This window comes from Dyadobacter luticola (genome assembly GCF_005860805.1).
Taxonomy (GTDB): domain Bacteria; phylum Bacteroidota; class Bacteroidia; order Cytophagales; family Spirosomataceae; genus Dyadobacter; species Dyadobacter luticola.
In genome coordinates this window covers 1776652-1793979 of sequence record NZ_VCEJ01000002.1, presented here as the reverse complement: position 1 = coordinate 1793979, position 17328 = coordinate 1776652, and the positions used below count along the sequence as shown (strand labels likewise).

At 49.4% G+C, this 17328-nt stretch carries 11 protein-coding genes; 8 read left to right on the top strand and 3 right to left on the bottom strand.

Annotated elements, in window-relative coordinates:
• Positions 1-2 precede the first annotated feature (2 nt).
• The gene (locus tag FEN17_RS07525; protein WP_138364653.1) at positions 3-1937 is read right to left on the bottom strand and encodes a sigma 54-interacting response regulator; all 1935 of its coding nucleotides are present in this window, start codon (positions 1935-1937) and stop codon (positions 3-5) included.
• Between the two features lie 9 nt (positions 1938-1946).
• A complete protein-coding gene (locus FEN17_RS07520; RefSeq protein ID WP_138364652.1) occupies positions 1947-4214 on the bottom strand; it encodes a tetratricopeptide repeat-containing sensor histidine kinase in 2268 nt (755 codons plus the stop codon).
• 254 nt (positions 4215-4468) lie between these two features.
• Here FEN17_RS07520 and FEN17_RS07515 point away from each other — a divergent pair, with 254 nt between their 5' ends.
• From FEN17_RS07515 to arr, 8 genes are all read left to right on the top strand, one after another.
• Positions 4469-5251: an alpha/beta hydrolase gene (locus tag FEN17_RS07515; protein ID WP_138364651.1), complete on the top strand. Its 783-nt coding sequence runs from the start codon at positions 4469-4471 to the stop codon at positions 5249-5251.
• 52 nt (positions 5252-5303) lie between these two features.
• Positions 5304-6320 (top strand): alpha/beta fold hydrolase, encoded by a 1017-nt coding sequence (locus tag FEN17_RS07510; protein WP_138364650.1) that lies wholly within the window; start codon positions 5304-5306, stop codon positions 6318-6320.
• Between the two features lie 24 nt (positions 6321-6344).
• A complete protein-coding gene (locus FEN17_RS07505; protein WP_229208725.1) occupies positions 6345-8102 on the top strand; it encodes an amidohydrolase in 1758 nt (585 codons plus the stop codon).
• Positions 8103-8115: 13 nt separating this feature from the next.
• Entirely contained in the window at positions 8116-9144 is a 1029-nt protein-coding gene (locus FEN17_RS07500; protein ID WP_138364649.1) for an MBL fold metallo-hydrolase, read from the top strand.
• A 6-nt stretch (positions 9145-9150) separates the two neighbouring features.
• On the top strand, positions 9151-10518 hold the full coding sequence (locus tag FEN17_RS07495) for an alginate export family protein (RefSeq protein ID WP_138364648.1): 1368 nt from the start codon (positions 9151-9153) through the stop codon (positions 10516-10518).
• Positions 10519-10638: 120 nt separating this feature from the next.
• Positions 10639-13728 (top strand): ligand-binding sensor domain-containing protein, encoded by a 3090-nt coding sequence (locus FEN17_RS07490; RefSeq protein WP_171037866.1) that lies wholly within the window; start codon positions 10639-10641, stop codon positions 13726-13728.
• A 52-nt stretch (positions 13729-13780) separates the two neighbouring features.
• A complete protein-coding gene (locus FEN17_RS07485; protein WP_138364646.1) occupies positions 13781-14413 on the top strand; it encodes a response regulator in 633 nt (210 codons plus the stop codon).
• Between the two features lie 61 nt (positions 14414-14474).
• Positions 14475-14918 (top strand): NAD(+)--rifampin ADP-ribosyltransferase, encoded by a 444-nt coding sequence (gene arr / locus FEN17_RS07480; RefSeq protein ID WP_138364645.1) that lies wholly within the window; start codon positions 14475-14477, stop codon positions 14916-14918.
• 3 nt (positions 14919-14921) lie between these two features.
• Here arr and FEN17_RS07475 read toward each other — a convergent pair whose 3' ends face one another.
• Positions 14922-17303, bottom strand: coding sequence for an ABC transporter permease (locus tag FEN17_RS07475; protein WP_138364644.1), 2382 nt, complete (start codon positions 17301-17303; stop codon positions 14922-14924).
• Between the last annotated feature and the right edge of the window lie 25 nt (positions 17304-17328).

The window sequence follows — 17328 nt, the reverse complement described above, 5'->3', positions numbered from 1 at the left end:
CACTAAATACTGAAATCCCGCCTGATCCCCAGCTTTTTCATTTTTGAGCCAAGCGTAGTTGGGGGGATATTCAGGATTGCCGCGGCGCCGTCCGCTCCACGGATCCGGCCGTTGCATCGTTTCAAGACTTCGATAATGTAGTCGCGCTCGTTTTCGAAAATGGTTTTCAGGCGCGATTCTTCGGCTTTTTCGGAAATTTTTTGCGATTGCTGCGTGGGCAGAGGAATGTGGTCGATCAGGTCATTTTTGGCAAGTAAAACGCTTCTTTCGATCAGGTTTTCCAGCTCGCGAATGTTACCCGGCCAGTTGTAGGCCATCAGATTTTTAATGGCCTTATCGGACACGCCGGATATTTTCTTTCCTGTTTTTTTGGAATAAATCTGAACAAAGTGATTGACCAGCAGTGGAATATCATCTTTCCGCTCCGCCAGGGATGGCAGCCGGATCGGAAATACATTGAGCCGGTAATATAGGTCGAGGCGAAAACGGCCCTCGGCCACTTCTTTTTCCAGGTTCCGATTCGTAGCGGCAATGATGCGGATATTCACTTTTACCGGCGCCTTTCCGCCAATGCGTTCAATTTCTTTTTGCTGCAAGACCCGCAGCAGCTTCACCTGCGTTTCCAGCGGCATATCGCCGATTTCATCGAGGAAAATACTACCATGATTTGCTTGTTCAAACCTTCCGATCCGCTTTTCCAGAGCACCTGTAAATGCACCTTTTTCATGACCAAACAATTCGGATTCAATGAGGTTGGCGGGTAAAGCTGCGCAATTTACCTTGATCAGCGGCTGGTTTTTTCGGGGCGAAAGTGCATGAATGCTGTCGGCGATCCGCTCTTTTCCAGTCCCGCTTTCGCCGGTGATCAGCACCGAAGTATCTACCGGCGCGACCTGGCTGATGAGCTCAAAAACTTCCGTAAGCTGCGGGCTGCGGCCAATAATCCCGCTGAAAACCGAATTTGGGGAGCTGGCTGGCAGGTTAATGTGGCCGACAGGCGCAGCGACGGGCTCTGCCTGGTACATACTTCGTTTTGCCAGCTGCAAAAATGGCCGGATACGCTGGCAAAGTGCCCGGTGATGTGCGGCGTAAACATCGTCGCGCCGGCTGTAAAATGAAAAGGAAAACGGGCTATCGTGCGCCGAGGTCACCGGCAGCGGGAGTTCAAGCAGGGAATGCATGCCGAAAGTATCAGCGATCAGCTTGCGCATGGTCGGGACGGAAGTGACGAGCTTGAAATGCTCATTATTGTAAAATGCAATATCTGGTGCTAGCATTGTTTTAGCTTGCAGCGCCTCCATTTCGCCGTTTTTCAGATTGGCGATCGTTTGCAACCCGTCCTGGGTTATCACCTGATATTCATTAAACCCAATTCGCAGAAAATAAATAATCCCGCCCGGCATGCCGGCATTTCCAGACGTACCTACGGCCAGGAGATCAAACGAAATAAAAGGCTGTAAAACCTGCGCGGTCATGAGCAGCTTCTGGTCCCAGGCAGCCAGTCCGGCGGTAATATTTGCCAGTTGGGTTTGCAGCAAAGTTTCCTTCCTAAGCTGCGATTCCAGGCCGTTTTCGTGGTGGTAATGTGCAATTTGCAGCGCTACCAGCAAATCTTTTTCCCGGAACGGTTTGACCAGAAATCCATTGGGGTGGGTTGCTTTGGCCGCATTCAGGACTTCTTCATTGGAATTGGCAGAAAGATAAATAAACGGAATGTTGGTTTCCCGCAGCTGCACGGCCAGGTCAATGCCAGTTCTTTTTCCGGTCAGGAAAATATCCAGCAAAACCAGGTCGGGGCGTTCATTTTCAATGATTTCCTCCGCCTGCTCCACGGAACGTGCTACGCTGCAAACTTCATAATCTGCGCGCTGCAGCATGATGCGCAGGTGATTGGCCTCGATAAACTGGTCTTCAACGATGAGTATTTTCTTATTCATATTTCTGCATTATATCATAGCATATTGCGCCACCTGCTTTTCTTCTGAAATGTAATCGAAGCTCACCTGAATAGTTGTTCCATTATTATTTATGATTTCCAATTGCCCGTCCAGTTCTTCGCACAGTCCTTTTATCAGGGTCAACCCAAATGAATTAATTTTATTCACATTGAAATTCGGAGCCAGTCCGGTACCATTATCCGAAATAGTCAGCATAAAACGGCCGGGTTTCATTTCTTTAAAAAGAACATCGATTCTGCCGGTCGAACAATCGGGGAAAGCATATTTGAGTGAGTTGATAATGGCTTCATTCAATATTAATCCCAGCGGAATGGAGTGGCTGATATTCATTTCAAGTCGGTCGATATCCAAGTGAAAAGTGACCGGACATTTGCTTTCAAAACTGTCTTTCAGGTACTGTACCAATTCATGAATGTAGGGTGAAATTTCGATGGAACTAAGATTATCCGTCTGGTACAATTTCTGGTGGATCATAGACATCGACTGGATCCGGTGCTCACTTTCCGCCAGGGCCATTTTCGCCTCGTCGCCTTTCAGATATTCCGACTGACTTTCCAATAAACCCACAATCATGTGCAGGTTGTTTTTCACCCGGTGATGGATTTCTTTCATCAGCCATTCTTTTTCGGTTAGTAATCTTCCGAGTGAGATATTCTTCGTGTTGATCTCTTCCTGGCGGGCAGCCATCGCTTTGTTATTTTTTCGGACTAGCCTGTATCCGTAAAACAAAAGCCCGATAATAATGAGCAGCAATGCAATGCTGACGTAGGTAATGTCTTGATTGAGAGAAGCTTGCTGCAACATGTTTTGTTGAAGGGCCGATTCCTTTTTCAGGAGGGCGATGTTCTCTTCCTTCTTTTCGGTTTCGTAGATGATTTCCAATTGATTGATCTGCCGACTTTTTGCTTGATTAAAAACTGAATCCCGTATTGCGCTATATTGCTGGTAATGTGCCAAGGCAGGAAGGTATTGCCGACTGACGGAATCCAGTTTGGATTGCCAGAGCAAATTCAGGTAGGTCATCTGCGTGTATTTGCGTCTGTCGGCAATTGCTTTATGCAACCTGACATACTTTTCTGCTTTTGCAAAGTCACCGGTTGTCATATAAAATTCGGTGAGAAAATGATAAATCTTCTCGCTGAATTCGGTGCTGGGAGAAGGTTTTTCGGCCATTTCAGCAATAGTATCAATATATTTTACAGCCTTGGCTTGCTGGCCCAGGTATCGGTATGTGTCGACGTAAATTCGGTATACCCAAAATTTATAATCAATGTCATCGGATGCGTATTTCCTTTCCAAATCATCCAGGATTCGAAGTGCTTTATATCCGTCTTTGAGTTTCAAATAGGCATGCGCCAAATTGGTTGAAACGATTTGAATAGTGGAAATATCTTTGTAGTTGTTTGCAATGTTTAATGCATTCGAATAATTATCAACCGCCTTTCTGTAATCGAATAATTCGAAATGTGTCATACCAATGCGGTTGTAAATCGTCGCCAGATACAAGGACGAATCCTCCAATTCCTTGGCATTCCGAAGCGCAAGCATTTCATATTTGATACCCTCATAAGGTGACCCCAATTCTGTATATAATGCACCCAGGAGATCATAAATACCCATCAGCCGGTTATGCTTTGCCGACTGATATGTGCGCAGGGATTGTTTCAGCGTGGGCAGGGCTGCTTCGTTGTTTCCATCGATATAATAAAGCTCTCCGAGTGCTTCCAAAACCGCTGCTTCTTTCGCCGGCAGCTGTGCTTTCCGAAATGCTTCCAGGGACAAATTCGTGTACTTGATTCTTTCCTGAATTTCGGTTTCCGTCAAAGACAAATAGCTGGCGAGCCGGAAATAGGTTTCTCCCAACATCCGGTAATCATGTTGTTTGGTAAACAGGATGATTGCTTTATTGATCGCGGCTTTCCCCTCCGGCCGGCGATCCAATGTCGCGAAAATTGCGCCTTGCTGGAAGTACACCTGCGCAAGCCCTTTTTCAAAATGAAGCCCGTTTGCCAGCTTTTGGGCAGTTGTCGTATAGAATAAGGCATACTTTAAATCCGTGTCAGTTCTTCCAGCCCGATAGTAGTACTGGTCGCTCAGCTGTATCGCCAGCATTACACGGCTGGTATCGGGTCTGCTTTTTTTGAACCTGGCCAGGATAGGGGCGGTGTCCTTGGGGGTGAACGGACCCAGGTATTCGGCAGAAGCGCAGATGCCGGACAACAGGAATGTGCTGAGCAGGGCGAGGGTTTTGAGCATATCGGAAGCAGCTGATTGGACCAAATATCGGCAGAAATGGCACTGAAAATCGGTTTAGTATTAAATAAAATCACCGCCCGGATGACGCGCAACGAAATGCAGTTTTGTTTCCCGACGATATATCGTTGGTTGGAAGGTTTGCCGACGAAATACCGTTGGTTTATTAGTGCTAATTCTCGCTAACTAGTTGATAATGAAACAACTAAATATATGGTACTCTTTTGGAATGCATACTAGCAAACCGAAAGAAAATAATGAAAGAAAAAGGCAAAACCATTTTATTCGTCACCGGCGCATTTGTGAGCCATGCCTGCTGGGACGACTGGAAGCTGTACTTCGAAAAGCAAGGTTACCGAACACTTGCACCGCCCTGGCCGCACAAAGATGCGCCCGCTGAAACCCTCCGCAACCGCCAGCCCGACCCGGCCATCGCCTCCAACCGGCTCGACGCACTGATCGAACATTATGCCAGAATCGCTGCCAGTGTTCCCGAAAAGCCGATCCTGATCGGACATTCGATCGGCGGACTCATTACCCAGCTGCTGCTTCAAAGAGGATTGGGCGCGGCGGGTATCGCGATTCACTCGGTGCCGCCGCAGGGAATGATGACATTCAAATTGTCATTTCTCATTGCAGGCTGGGGACCGCTGGGATTTTTTACGCCGACAGACAAAACTTTCATGATGTCGTTCAGCCAGTGGCAGTATGGTTTTACCAACGGTTTGCCGCTCGAAATTCAGAAAGAAGGCTACTACAAGCTGGCGATCCCGGAGTCGAAGCTGATTGTGCGGGATACCATTACCAGTGTTGCCAAAGTGGATTTTAGAAAGCCGCACGAGCCGCTGCTGCTCATTTCCGGCTCTGCCGACCACACCATTCCCAGCTCCCTGAACTACGACAATTACCGGAAATACAAATCCGAAACCTCGGTCACCGACTACAAGGAATTTCCCGGCCGGACTCATTACGTACTGGGTCAGCCGGGCTGGGAGGAAGTAGCGGAGTATTGTCAGAACTGGCTTTGCTCGCTCCGGTAATGCATTTAAGATCAATTACCTATCCATTTTTTTACCTAAACATTTATTTAAAATGAAACCCAACGTTTACGCTCAGAAGCAACTTTCGGGCACCCTCAAAATTGTTTCAAGCCTGGTTTGCATCAGTCTATTATTCGCGCTCCTCGCCTGTGATCCTGCAAAAAAAGAAGGTAAAGATGTCTCAGGAACAGACAGTACTGCACACTCAGAATCCGTCAAACCGGCCGATCCGCCATCGAATTTCAAACATCAGACGGCGAATGTAAACGGTGTCGACATTCACTATGTCATCGGCGGCTCGGGCGCGCCTTTGCTGCTGGTGCACGGTTTTGGGCAGAACTGGTATATGTGGAACCGCCTGCTGCCGGAGCTCTCCAAACATTTCACCGTCATCGCGCCGGATTTGCGCGGTGTGGGCGAATCGGGCAAGCCGGAGGGCGGGTATGATAAAAAGACCATGGCTACCGATTTGCACGAGCTTATGAAAAAGCTGGGCTACAACAACATTAACCTCGCCGGTCACGACATTGGGCTCATGGTGGCTTACGCTTATGCTGCTCAATTTCCGACAGAAGTGAAAAAGTTGGCATTGATGGACGCCTTGCTGCCAGGTATTGAGCCGGTTTGGAGCCAGGTGAAGGGCAGCGCGTGGTGGTTTGGGTTCTTCGGCTGGCCGGCGTCAGGCAGCATTGTAGCTGGCAGGGAAAGGGAGTTTCTGACCAATTTCTGGCCGGTGGTAGGGCATGTGGAAAAACCATTTACCAAGGAAGAAACGGACGAGTTTATACGTGCCTATGCCGTCAAAGGCGGGACTACTGGCGCATTTCACTGGTTTGGCAACTTCCCGCAGGATGCAAAAGACAATGTTGAGTTTGCCAAAACCAAACTGACCATGCCGATGCTGGCGATGGGAGGCGAATACTTTGGGGCCGCATTTCTGAAAAATCACTCCAAATTGGTAGCGACCAATGTGAGCGAAACCAAGATCATGGGATCGGGGCACTGGGTGTTGCAGGAGCAGACCGAGCAGGTACAAAAAGGGTTGCTGGACTTTTTTCTCGCCAAATAAACGTCCGTAACCATGTTTATGAAAATGATGCTCATTACCATGCCGCTGCTTGGTTTCCAGGTAGCTGCACGAGCCCAGACCGCCGACCTGATCGTCACAAACGGCAAAATTGCTACCATGGCGAAAGCCCGGGAATTTGTGGAAGCCGTGGCGATGAAAGACGGGATTGTACTCGGCACCGGTACTTCCTCGAAAGTGCTGGCGGAATTTAAAGCAGACAATACGAAGATCATCGATGCCAAAGGCAAGACCGTTGTGCCCGGGATTAATGACAGCCACATTCACATTATCCGTGAAGGTTTGCATTTCAACAGCGAGCTGCGCTGGGACGGTGTGAAAACGCTGGCCCGGGCCATGGAAATGCTGAAAGAGCAGGCGGCAAGAACGCCGCCAGGCGTGTGGATCAAAGTGATAGGGGGCTGGAATGAGTTTCAGTTTGAAGAAAAAAGGCAGCCGACCCTGGCCGAAATCAATGCTGCGGTGCCAGATAAGCCGGTTTTTATTACTTATCTCTATGGCAAAGCATTTCTGAACAAAAAAGGAATTGAAGTGTTGGGCTATGACAGCAAAACGCATTACGAAGGCAGCCTCGTGGAACTGGATGGCGAGGGTAACCCGACCGGAATGTTGTTCGCGAAGGAAACGCCCAAGGCGATTTACACCACGTTGGGCCTGACCACAAAGCTTTCGAATGAAGAAAGGGCAAACAGTACCTTGCAATATTACCGCGAGCTGAACCGGTTCGGGATCACCAGTGCAGCGGACGCGGCGGGCGGGAGCCAAAATTATCCTTCTGATTATGCGGTAGCATTGAACCTGGCCAAAGATGGAAAACTCAACATCCGGACGTCCTACTTTTTGTTCGCGCAGCAAAAAGGGAAGGAGCTGGAAGATTATCAAAAATGGGTAGCATCGGCTCTTCCCAACAAAAATGACCACATGCTGCTGCCCAACGGATATAACCTGGAAGGCGCCGGTGAAAACCTCGTAGCGACGGCGGCGGACTTTGAAAACTTCCTGGAACCCCGCACGATCTTATCCGACCAGATGGAGGCGGACCTGGAACCGGTGATCCGGCTGCTGGTGAAAGACCGCTGGCCTTTCCGGCTGCATGCAACTTACGGCGAATCCATAGAGCGGATGCTGGCGGTTTTTGAAAAAGTGAACAAAGACACGCCATTTAATCGTCTGAGGTGGTTTTTTGACCATGCGGAAACCATTACCGACCAGCAGTTGGAACGCGTCAAAAAGCTCGGCGGCGGCGTGGCGGTGCAGTTCAGGATGTATTACCAGGGCGAGTTGTATGAAAAATTATATGGCGATCCCAAGCGCCAGCTTCCGCCGATCAAAAAGATGCTGGCGATGGGGATACCCGTCGGGATGGGCACGGACGCGACGCGGATTTCGACTTACAATCCCTGGATGGCGCTGCACTGGCTGCTGACGGGTAAGACGATCGGCGGCATGCAGTTCTGGCCCAAAGACCAGGTGCTCGACAAATTCACGGCGTTAAGTATATACACTTCCGGTAGCGCCTGGTTCACCGGTGAGGAAAAGCTGAAAGGCAAAATCGTGAAAGGAATGTACGCCGATATGTCGATCCTGACGGATGATTATTTCGCAGCCAAAACCGATGACGTCCGCAAAATAGAGTCCCTGGTGACGATTGTGAACGGAAAGGTGGTGTATGCGGCGGGCGATTACAAGGCATTGGATACACCGGCGCCGGCGGTAATCCCGGAATGGTCGCCTGTGAAATTTTACGGTGGTTATCAAAAATAAACCCTCACAATGTATGAAAATGACAAAACTGGCGGCCTGCCTGGCTGCCCTGCAACTTACTGCGCTTTTGATTTCAACCCAGGCAACATTTGCCCAGGTACCCATGCCACCACAGGTCCCGATCTGGGATGCAAATCTGGTCACGTTGAAACTGCATAAACTCACCGAAAATGTCTTCGCTGTGATCCCGGCGACGGCAGAAACCGAAACCGCCAAAGGCATTCCCCAGGCGACGACGGCCGGTTTTATCGTCGGGGAAAAAGGCGTGCTGCTGATCGAAACCATGATGACGAAAAGGCTTTACGATCAGCTTTTTACATTGGTACGCTCGGTAACCCCCAAGCCGATCATTTACGCGGTAAACACCAGCGACCATGGCGACCATTGTTTTGGAAATTACCTTTTGCCAAAAGAGACGCTGGTTATTCAAAACGAATTTTGCAATGAAAACCTGACTAAAAACTACGACGGTATCAAGCAATTTATGGTTGCACTTTTTGGGACGAAAAGAGGCATCGAGGATACGCGGTTGCGGCCGGCGGACATTGTGATTCCCAAGTATCAGAATATGAAAATTGATCTGGGGACCAACCAGGTAGTAGAGCTGATCAATACGGGCACGGCCCAATCGCCGGCCGATTTGTTTGTAAAAGTGAGCACAAATGGCAAGACGATCTGGTGGCTGGGCAATCCGTTCGTTGCCGAAAGTCCTGCGATTCCCTGGCTTTTCGACGGCTACTTTCTGGAACCAGTGGATAACCTGAAAAAGATTTACGCCATGATCGGGGACCAGGATATCATAGTGCCTGGCCACGGTCGGATCACGGATAAAGCCGGGATCAAATACACGATCGATTACGTATCCGCGCTGAAATCAAATGTCGAGCTGGCTGTGAAAGAAAACCTGACATTGGAACAGACCAAGAAAAAAGTGACGATGAAAGAGTTTGACAAAGGTTACGTGCTTTTCGACTGGCTGCATTACAATTTCAATCTCGCCAATGCTTACAAGGACATCAGTACCAACAAGTCCAAACAATAACCCGCAATGAAGCGCACGCTACTTTTGCTTTGTTTGCTGGGCTCATTTCAAGCCCAGGCGCAGTATGTCCCGATGAAAATGCTCCGCTACGATGAAGATTATTCCGGTTTGAAATCCGATACGACCGAGAATTTTTATCACGAGCTGAAATTTACGCCGCTGTCGAAAAGCCGGAATACGTACCTCAGTTTTGGCGGCGACGTCCGGTTTCAGTACTACCATGTGATCAATGACGAGTGGGGCGAGCAGCCAGATAAAAATTACGGCTATGTTTTTTCCCGGTACCTGGGCCACGCGGATTTTCATTCCGGGGATCATTTCCGCGCTTTTCTGGAATTGCAGAGTGGGATGGCGAATGCGAAAACGAGTACAAGTCCGGCGGATGAAAACCCGCTGGACTTGCACCAGGCCTTTTTTGATGTGAATTTGTTTCCTGAAAAAAAGAATAATGTCGTATTACGCGTCGGCCGGCAGGAATTGCTTTACGGTTCGCAGCGGCTGATCTCGGTGCGGGAAGGGCCGAACAACCGGCACGCTTTCGACGGTGCGAAAGTGATGTTTTCTGGGCCGAACTATAAAACCGACTTGCTTTACTCGCATTATGTTGCTTCTAAAAAGGGCGTTTTTGATGATGGTTACAACAAAAGCACCAAGCTTTGGGGCGCTTACACGGTGCGAAACAAGGTGCCGGTTTTGCAAAATGTTGATCTCTATTATTTTGGTTTGGACAAAAAATCAAACAGCTACGACGACGGCAAAGGCAAGGAAATGCGGCATTCGGTCGGCAGCCGGATCTGGGGCCGGAGCAAACAGTGGCGGTACGACGTGGAGGCAATTTACCAGTTCGGCAGCTTTGCTGAAAAAACCATCAGCGCCTGGACCGCCTCGGCCCACATTGACTATGAACTGGATCATTTGAAATTTGAACCGGAAATCGGGTTGAAAACAGAGCTGATCAGCGGCGATAAGAACCTGGGCGACAACCGGCTGAATACCTTCAATCCACTGTTTCCCCGCGGCGGTTATTTTGGCTTGGCAGCATTGATCGGGCCGGCGAATTTAGTGGATCTGCATCCTTCGCTGACCATGAATTTCACCGAAAAACTGTCCGTAGATTTTGATTACGATGTTTTCTGGCGGTACAGCAGCCACGATGGCGTGTACGGTCCAAATGCGGCGATGATCTATTCCAGCTCCGGCACTTCCGACAAATTCATTGGCCACCAATATTCGATGGCGGCGGATTATACCACCAATCCCTTCCTGCGTTTCGGCTGCGAGCTGACTTACTTCGCTACCGGTGATTTTTTGAAGCAGGCAGGGCCGGGCAAAAACCTGCTGTTTTTGTGTCTGACAGCAGAGTTGAAGTTTTGAATAAAAAAGAGGTTTTCTTTAATCTAAATGTCGTTTTTTGGAGTATACTTTTGGTATCTACTCCTAAACGCTTTTCGTTACTGCATGCCGCGCCGACTTATACGTTCCGAGTTTTTTGGATTGCCAGAAAGAATTTTCATTCCGATACTGCTCTTTTTTATATGCATTTCTATTGTTAGCGATTGCTTTGCTCAGGAACCGCAGACGCGCATCAACATCCAGCTGCTGGGACCTGAGCAGGGCTTGCCGAGCCGAAATACACGCTGCCTGGCGCAGGATGGGCGGGGATTTATGTGGGTGGCTACCGGTGGGGACCTTTGGCGCTATGATGGATATACTTTTCAGAATTTTACCAAAATCCTCACCCGCTCCATCGGTCGCCTGACCTTGATCAACCAGATGCGGACAGGGCCGCATGGGCATATCTGGGTAGCGCATAATAATGGTATCAGCATTATAGACCCTGTAAATCTGACCTGCCAGACCATCGATCCGTCGCGGCATTTGAAAGGAATAAAATCGCGGCAGAACCTGGATATTTTCTTTGATAAAAATGACAATGCCTGGGTGGCGGTTCCCTGGGGTAAGCTGATCAAATTGAACAAGAATAATGTGCCGGTAGCTGCTTACATCCCGCCGGCGGATTCGGCGAAAGCATTGTCCGCGGAAAGTCAGGTTACCCGATTTTTTTATGATGATCAAAACCGCGGGTATGTGTTCAGCGAACTTCACTACCTGGACCAGATTACCGAGAGGGCCACATTTACCCGCCGGATCGATTTGCTAAATGCAGATTTGAAAGCCAAAAATTTCCGGGTTTTCAGCGTAGTGCAGTCGGGTACTGACGGCGTGATGGTTTATTATGAAAAAGAGGACAGGAAGAAATGTCTGATGCGTAAATACTTTTTCAAAGGACAAACATTCGGACCGCTGACAAACATGGATACGCCCATCGCGCCGGAGTTTCTTTTCCCTGATAATCAAGGATTCGTATGGTATAAGTCGTCGGAGGAAATTGGCTTTTTAAATAAAAAAACGGGCAAGTTTACAGACCTGACCGGTCGTCTGACGCAAAAATCAGGAGCCAAAATCTATCTTTTTACCTCCTATCTGAGCCTCGACGGCAGTTTTTGGATTTCCGGTGCGGACGGACTTTTCAAGATCACATTGGCGGAAGAAGTCTTCTGGAAATACCTGAGCGTGGCACTGGAAAAACCCGCAGACATCGGCAGCAGCATCCGTGGAATGACGGAAGAAAGTTCGGGGATGATATGGGTTTGTTCTTATGGTTTCAAAGTGGATGGAAAACCGTTCTTGCTCCACCAGATCGACCCGCTGTTGGGTAGGACGCGGCATATGCAGCTGCACGGGCCCAAAACGAATCCCGGCGACAATGTGATCCCTTATAAAATTTTGTTTGCTGATAATCAGGTATATGCTGTGACGGACGGTACACAGTTCCTGAAAATAAATCCCGAGACGGAAGAATATCAGCCCGTGGAATTTCCTTTTGTTAGCGGCCGCGGTTTTACTGCTTTTTACAAATTGAATGAGCAGACATTCTGGGTCGGTACATGGGGCGGGATGGGGATGATTGATACAAAAAACCTGAAACCGGTGCTGCTCAATGACAAGGCGGGCAGGTACATTAAAAACGAGCGGGTCAACTACTTTATGCCCTGGTCCGGAAACCGCATTCTTGTGAGTACCATAAATGGTTTGTATGTGCTGAACCGGGACGCGACCATCCACGAACATTACGGACAGGCTGCCGGCGACCGGATCAAGTTGCCTGCCCTTCAAATTTTTCATACTGTCTGGCACGATAAAGCATTGTGGGTCAGTTCGGGACAAGGCTTGGTTCGGGTGGATACCACCAATAAAACTACACGGCTTTTCACGACCGAAGACGGCCTGCCCGATAACAATATTTACGCCGCGCTGCCCGACGAGCAGGGGAATCTCTGGCTGAGTACCAACAAAGGTTTGTCACGGTTCAACACCCGCACGCAGCGGTTTCATAATTACGGCGTGTCCGACGGCCTGCCGCACATGGAGTTCAACCACGGTTCGTACCTGAAAGCGCGTGACGGCAGGCTGTATTTCGGTGGGCTGAATGGTATCGTCGTCATCGACCCGACGCGGCTGGATAACAGAGAACAGAAGGAGCATGCGCCACAGCTGATTTCATATTCCAAATACGATTCGGAGCAAAACCGGACAGATACGATCATCACGCATTTGCCTGGGAAAAGAATCGTTTTCGGCCCCGGCGACCGTCTGTTTGCGTTTTCTTTTATGAGCCCCGACTACCACGAAACGGCGCTCAACCGGTTTCGCTACAAGCTGGAAGGCTGGAATGATGACAGCTGGCATACGTTTGAAAATGGTAATAAGCTGCTTTTCAACAGCCTGCCTCCAGGTGAGTATAACCTGAGTGTGGAGGTGTCAGTGGCGGGTGCGGATTGGAGCACTCTGGCGTGGCAGGCGCCGATCAAGGTGAATGCACCCTGGTACAGGTCTATCTGGTTTTTTGTTTTTATTCTGGCGGCTGTCGGGTTGATATCCTATCTTTTTTATCGCTACCGGCTGGGGCAGATCCTGCACATTCAGCAGATCCGGAATGGCATCAGCGCCGATATGCACGATGAAATTGGCAGCACGCTCAGCAGCATTACCTTTTACAGCCAGGCGCTGCTGATGCAGATGGACAAAGCCGAACATCAGCAGGTGGTGCAGAAAATCAAGGAGAATGCACAGCAAGTACAGGAGGGGCTCAGCGACATTGTATGGAGTGTCAAAGCCGGTACCGACGAAATCGAAGATGTTTTTGCGCGCATGTTCCACTTCGGCAGCAGCCTGGCGGAATCCAAAGGCATCGCCTTTCATTTTGAGCCCGACCCACGGCTGGAAAATCGTAAACTCGCCATGCAGGTGCGCAAAAACCTTTATCTGGTTTTTAAAGAAGCATTGAATAATGCAGCCAAATATGCCGAGTGCAGCGCCGTGCATGTGCAGATTATGCAGGAAGAAAACCGGGTGAAAATGGTGATCCGGGACAATGGGAAAGGATTCGACAGCAGCGTAGGGAAGCGTGGAAACGGTATTACCAATATGCAGCAGCGTGCGGCGCAAATGCATGGGCATCTGAAAATCGAGTCCGGCAAAGGAGAGGGCACGACGATCACGCTGGTTTTCAAGCCGAATTAGTATGGCAAATATTTGCTATGTAATTCTTATCAGGAGTTGCTAATTTTGCAGCATGGTTTCCAGGATTATTATTTTTGACGATAATCAGGAGCGGCTCAACAGTGTGGCCATGCTCCTGAACCTTTCCCCGCTTTTCACCTGCGGCGGCACTTTCTATAATGCCGCTAACCTGGTCGCCGACATTACCGACTCAAAACCCGACCTGGTGCTGATGGACATTGATATGCCCGGCATCGACGGCATCGAAGCCACCCGGCTGATCCGCAAGCATTTCGGCGCCCTGCCGGTGCTGATCCAAACCAATTTTGAAGAAGACGAACGCATTTTTGACAGCCTGCGGGCCGGGGCCAATGGTTACCTGCTCAAAAAAACCAGCCCTGAGCGTTTCCTGGAAAGTCTGACCGAAGCCCTTGAAGGCGGCGCGCCTATGACCGGCAGCATTGCCTCCAAAGTCCTGCGCTATTTCGCCGCCGAGCCGCAGGCCAAAAAAGACTACCACCTCACCGACCGCGAAAAGCAGATCCTGAGCTTGCTCGTAAAAGGTTACAGCTACAAGCTCATCGCCTTCGAATGCAACATTTCCTACAACACCGTCAACAACCACATCCGGAACATTTATGACAAGCTATATGTCAACAGCGCGACGGAGGCCGTGAGTCTGGCGATCCGGGAGCGGCTGGTTTGAGTAGCAATTGCCGTGACAGAAGTGTACTTTTCCAAAACCATCCACCAAAAGCTATAAGAAAATGGACGCGAGTGAAACTGTGCAGCAACCTCAGGTACCTATTCAAAATCCTTTTACACAAACTTTTTTTCATGGCACGAAGGCCGATTTGAAAATCGGGGATTTGATTACGGTAGGGTATAATTCCAATTTTATTGAAAGAAAATTAAAACACATTTACCTCACTGCGACGCTGAACGCAGCAGTTTGGGGCGCCGAGCTGGCGATGGGCGAGGGGAAGGAAAGAATTTATCTTGTGGAAGCCACCGGCCCACTCGAAGACGATCCGAATGTGACCAACAAAAAATTTCCCGGCAATCCCACCAAATCATACCGCTCGACGGAGCCTTTTAAGGTTGTCGGCGAGGTGACGGTCTGGCAAGGACATACACCCGAGCAGATCCAGGGAATGAAAGACGGGCTGGCCCGGCTGAAAGCGCAGGGCGGGGCGGAGATTGAGGAATAAATGTTACGTTTTCAACTTTGTCGCCGGATTGAAACTGACAGCCCGGAGGATTTGCAGACAAACGGTGATGCTGACGATGGCTACTGACATGCAGGCGGCCAGGATGAAAGGCGTCGCGGAAATGTCGATCCGGTAGGCGAAATTTTCCAGCCATTTCGAGGCGGTCATAAATGCTGCGGGCCAGGCTATCAGGTTGGCGATCAGCATAATGTAGAAAAAAGGTTTGCCCAATGTGAGCATAAGCTGCTGACCTTTCGCGCCGAAAATTTTTCTGAGTGCGATCTCTTTCATTCTTGCATGAATCGCTTGTGCAGCCGAGGCAAAAAAGCCGAGAGAGGCGATGAAAATGGCTAATGCTGAAAAATAGGTAAGGACGGATTGTAGCTGCTCCTGCTTGGTGAACAGTTTTCCGTAGAGTTCGTCCAGGAAATGGTAGTTGAAATTATCGCCGTCGAGCTTGTTGATGCTGCTCCAATTTTTGCCTAATGTTGTGAGCAGAGCAGGTATAGCCTTACTTTCTGCGCTGATCAGGATCTGGGTTTTGGGCAGTCCGAGGGGATCGTGCATGAGGTAAATGGTCGGCTGAATGTACTGCTCGAAACCGCCGGTTTTCACATCTTTGACCACGCCTATCACTTCATAATTACCGCCGCGGCCCTGAATAATGCTGCCGATCGGTTTTGCCAGGCCCAAAGATTTTGCCGCAGTTTCGTTGATCACGGCTTGCGTTGAATCAGCCGCGAACGTTGAAGAAAAAGTCTGCCCTGCTTTCAAACCCATGTTTAATGTTTCGAAATATTGGTAGCCGACGGCGATCGTCTGCATGGCAAAGGCTTTATTCTGAACAACATATTCGTAAGACGCAGGCAAAATCCCGCCCGGCACATTCGAAGCGACGGACACATTCCTCACGCCGGGAATTGCGTGAATACGCGCGCTGACCGGTTCAAATTTCAAAGGATCATTGTAAATCCCCATGTTGTCGATATACAGTACCTGCTTCGCCTCAAAGCCCGGATTTTCGGATTTCATGAAGCTAACCTGCTGGTTGACAATGATTAGAGTGATCACAAAACCGATGGCAAAAGTGAATTGCAGGACGGGAACCAGGCCTCTCGCCCAGGAAAGCTTGCCACCTTTTCCGAGCGGATTGCCGCGCAAAACTTCCGCGGGCCTGAAACCAGCCATCACCAGTGCCGGATATACGCCCGCCAGCAGCGTCAGCGCCAGTAAAGCGGCAATCAGCTGGACAATGATCTCAACATTGATATGAGAAACCGACAAATCCACGCCCAGCAACCGGCTGAAATACGGCAGCCCGATCAATGCTAAACCGAAAGCAATTACCAGCGCGATCAGACATTGAAACAGGATTTCAGTCAGAAATTGAAAAATAATCTGCCGCTGGTTGATCCCGCTCACTTTTTTAATGCCCACTTCTTTTGCGCGCCGGCTGGCTTGCGACGCATAAAGATTGGTAAAATTAACGCCGGTCACGACCAGAATAATCAGTGCCAAAATCACCAAACCATTCACGATCTGATCATTGACGTGCGAGGCATAATGTGGTTTGAGATGCAAATTTTTGAGCGGATCCAGATAAATCGCCGGAGCCGAAGATATGGCCAGCGATTCCTTTGTGACGAGACTGCTGTCGGCCAGGGCGGCTTCTTTGTAAATCTTGTCAATCTTTTTGGAAAGCCGACCAATGTCGGAACCGGGCCGTACCAGGATATAAGTTTGGTAAATCTGGTTGGCATAACTCTGGTCTTTGCCTGCGGTAATGTCCTGGCTGAACCCAATGCAGTCGAAACTGATATTCGTGTTTCCAGGAAATTCATCCGCCACGCCGGCAATTTCCATCGGCATGCCGCTCCGCGACATCATATTTACCGTCTGTTTCTGAATGTTGTCTTCGCCTGGAAAAAGTACTTTGGCCGTCTGAGGCGAAAGCAAGACTGTCGGTGCCTCGCTGGCAGGATTGAGATTAAAATCTTTGGATTTAATACCTAAAATCCGTGCGATAGAATAATCCGCCCCGACCCACTTCTTGATCAGGAACTTACCCGACTTTGTAAAAAAGGGCAGCTGAAAAAGCGCCGTATTCATCCGCCCGGTTTCCTCCACTTCGGGACACTGTCTTTGAATTTCCGCCGCCAGCTTGCCCGGCGTGTAGGGTGAAGGTCCGTTGGGCATTTCCCGCTCGATCAGGAAAACCCGGTCCGTATTGGGGTTCCACCGGTCATAACTTGTCTCATTATCAACGTACAATGAAACAAAAATAAATGTCGCCAGGCCCAGCGCCAGCCCGGCAATGTTCAGGAGATTATACCATTTGCCTTTGAGAAAAGCGCGGAGTGCAATTTTGAAGTCTAGTATGTTCATGGACTTTTTTATCTGCTTGACTTAA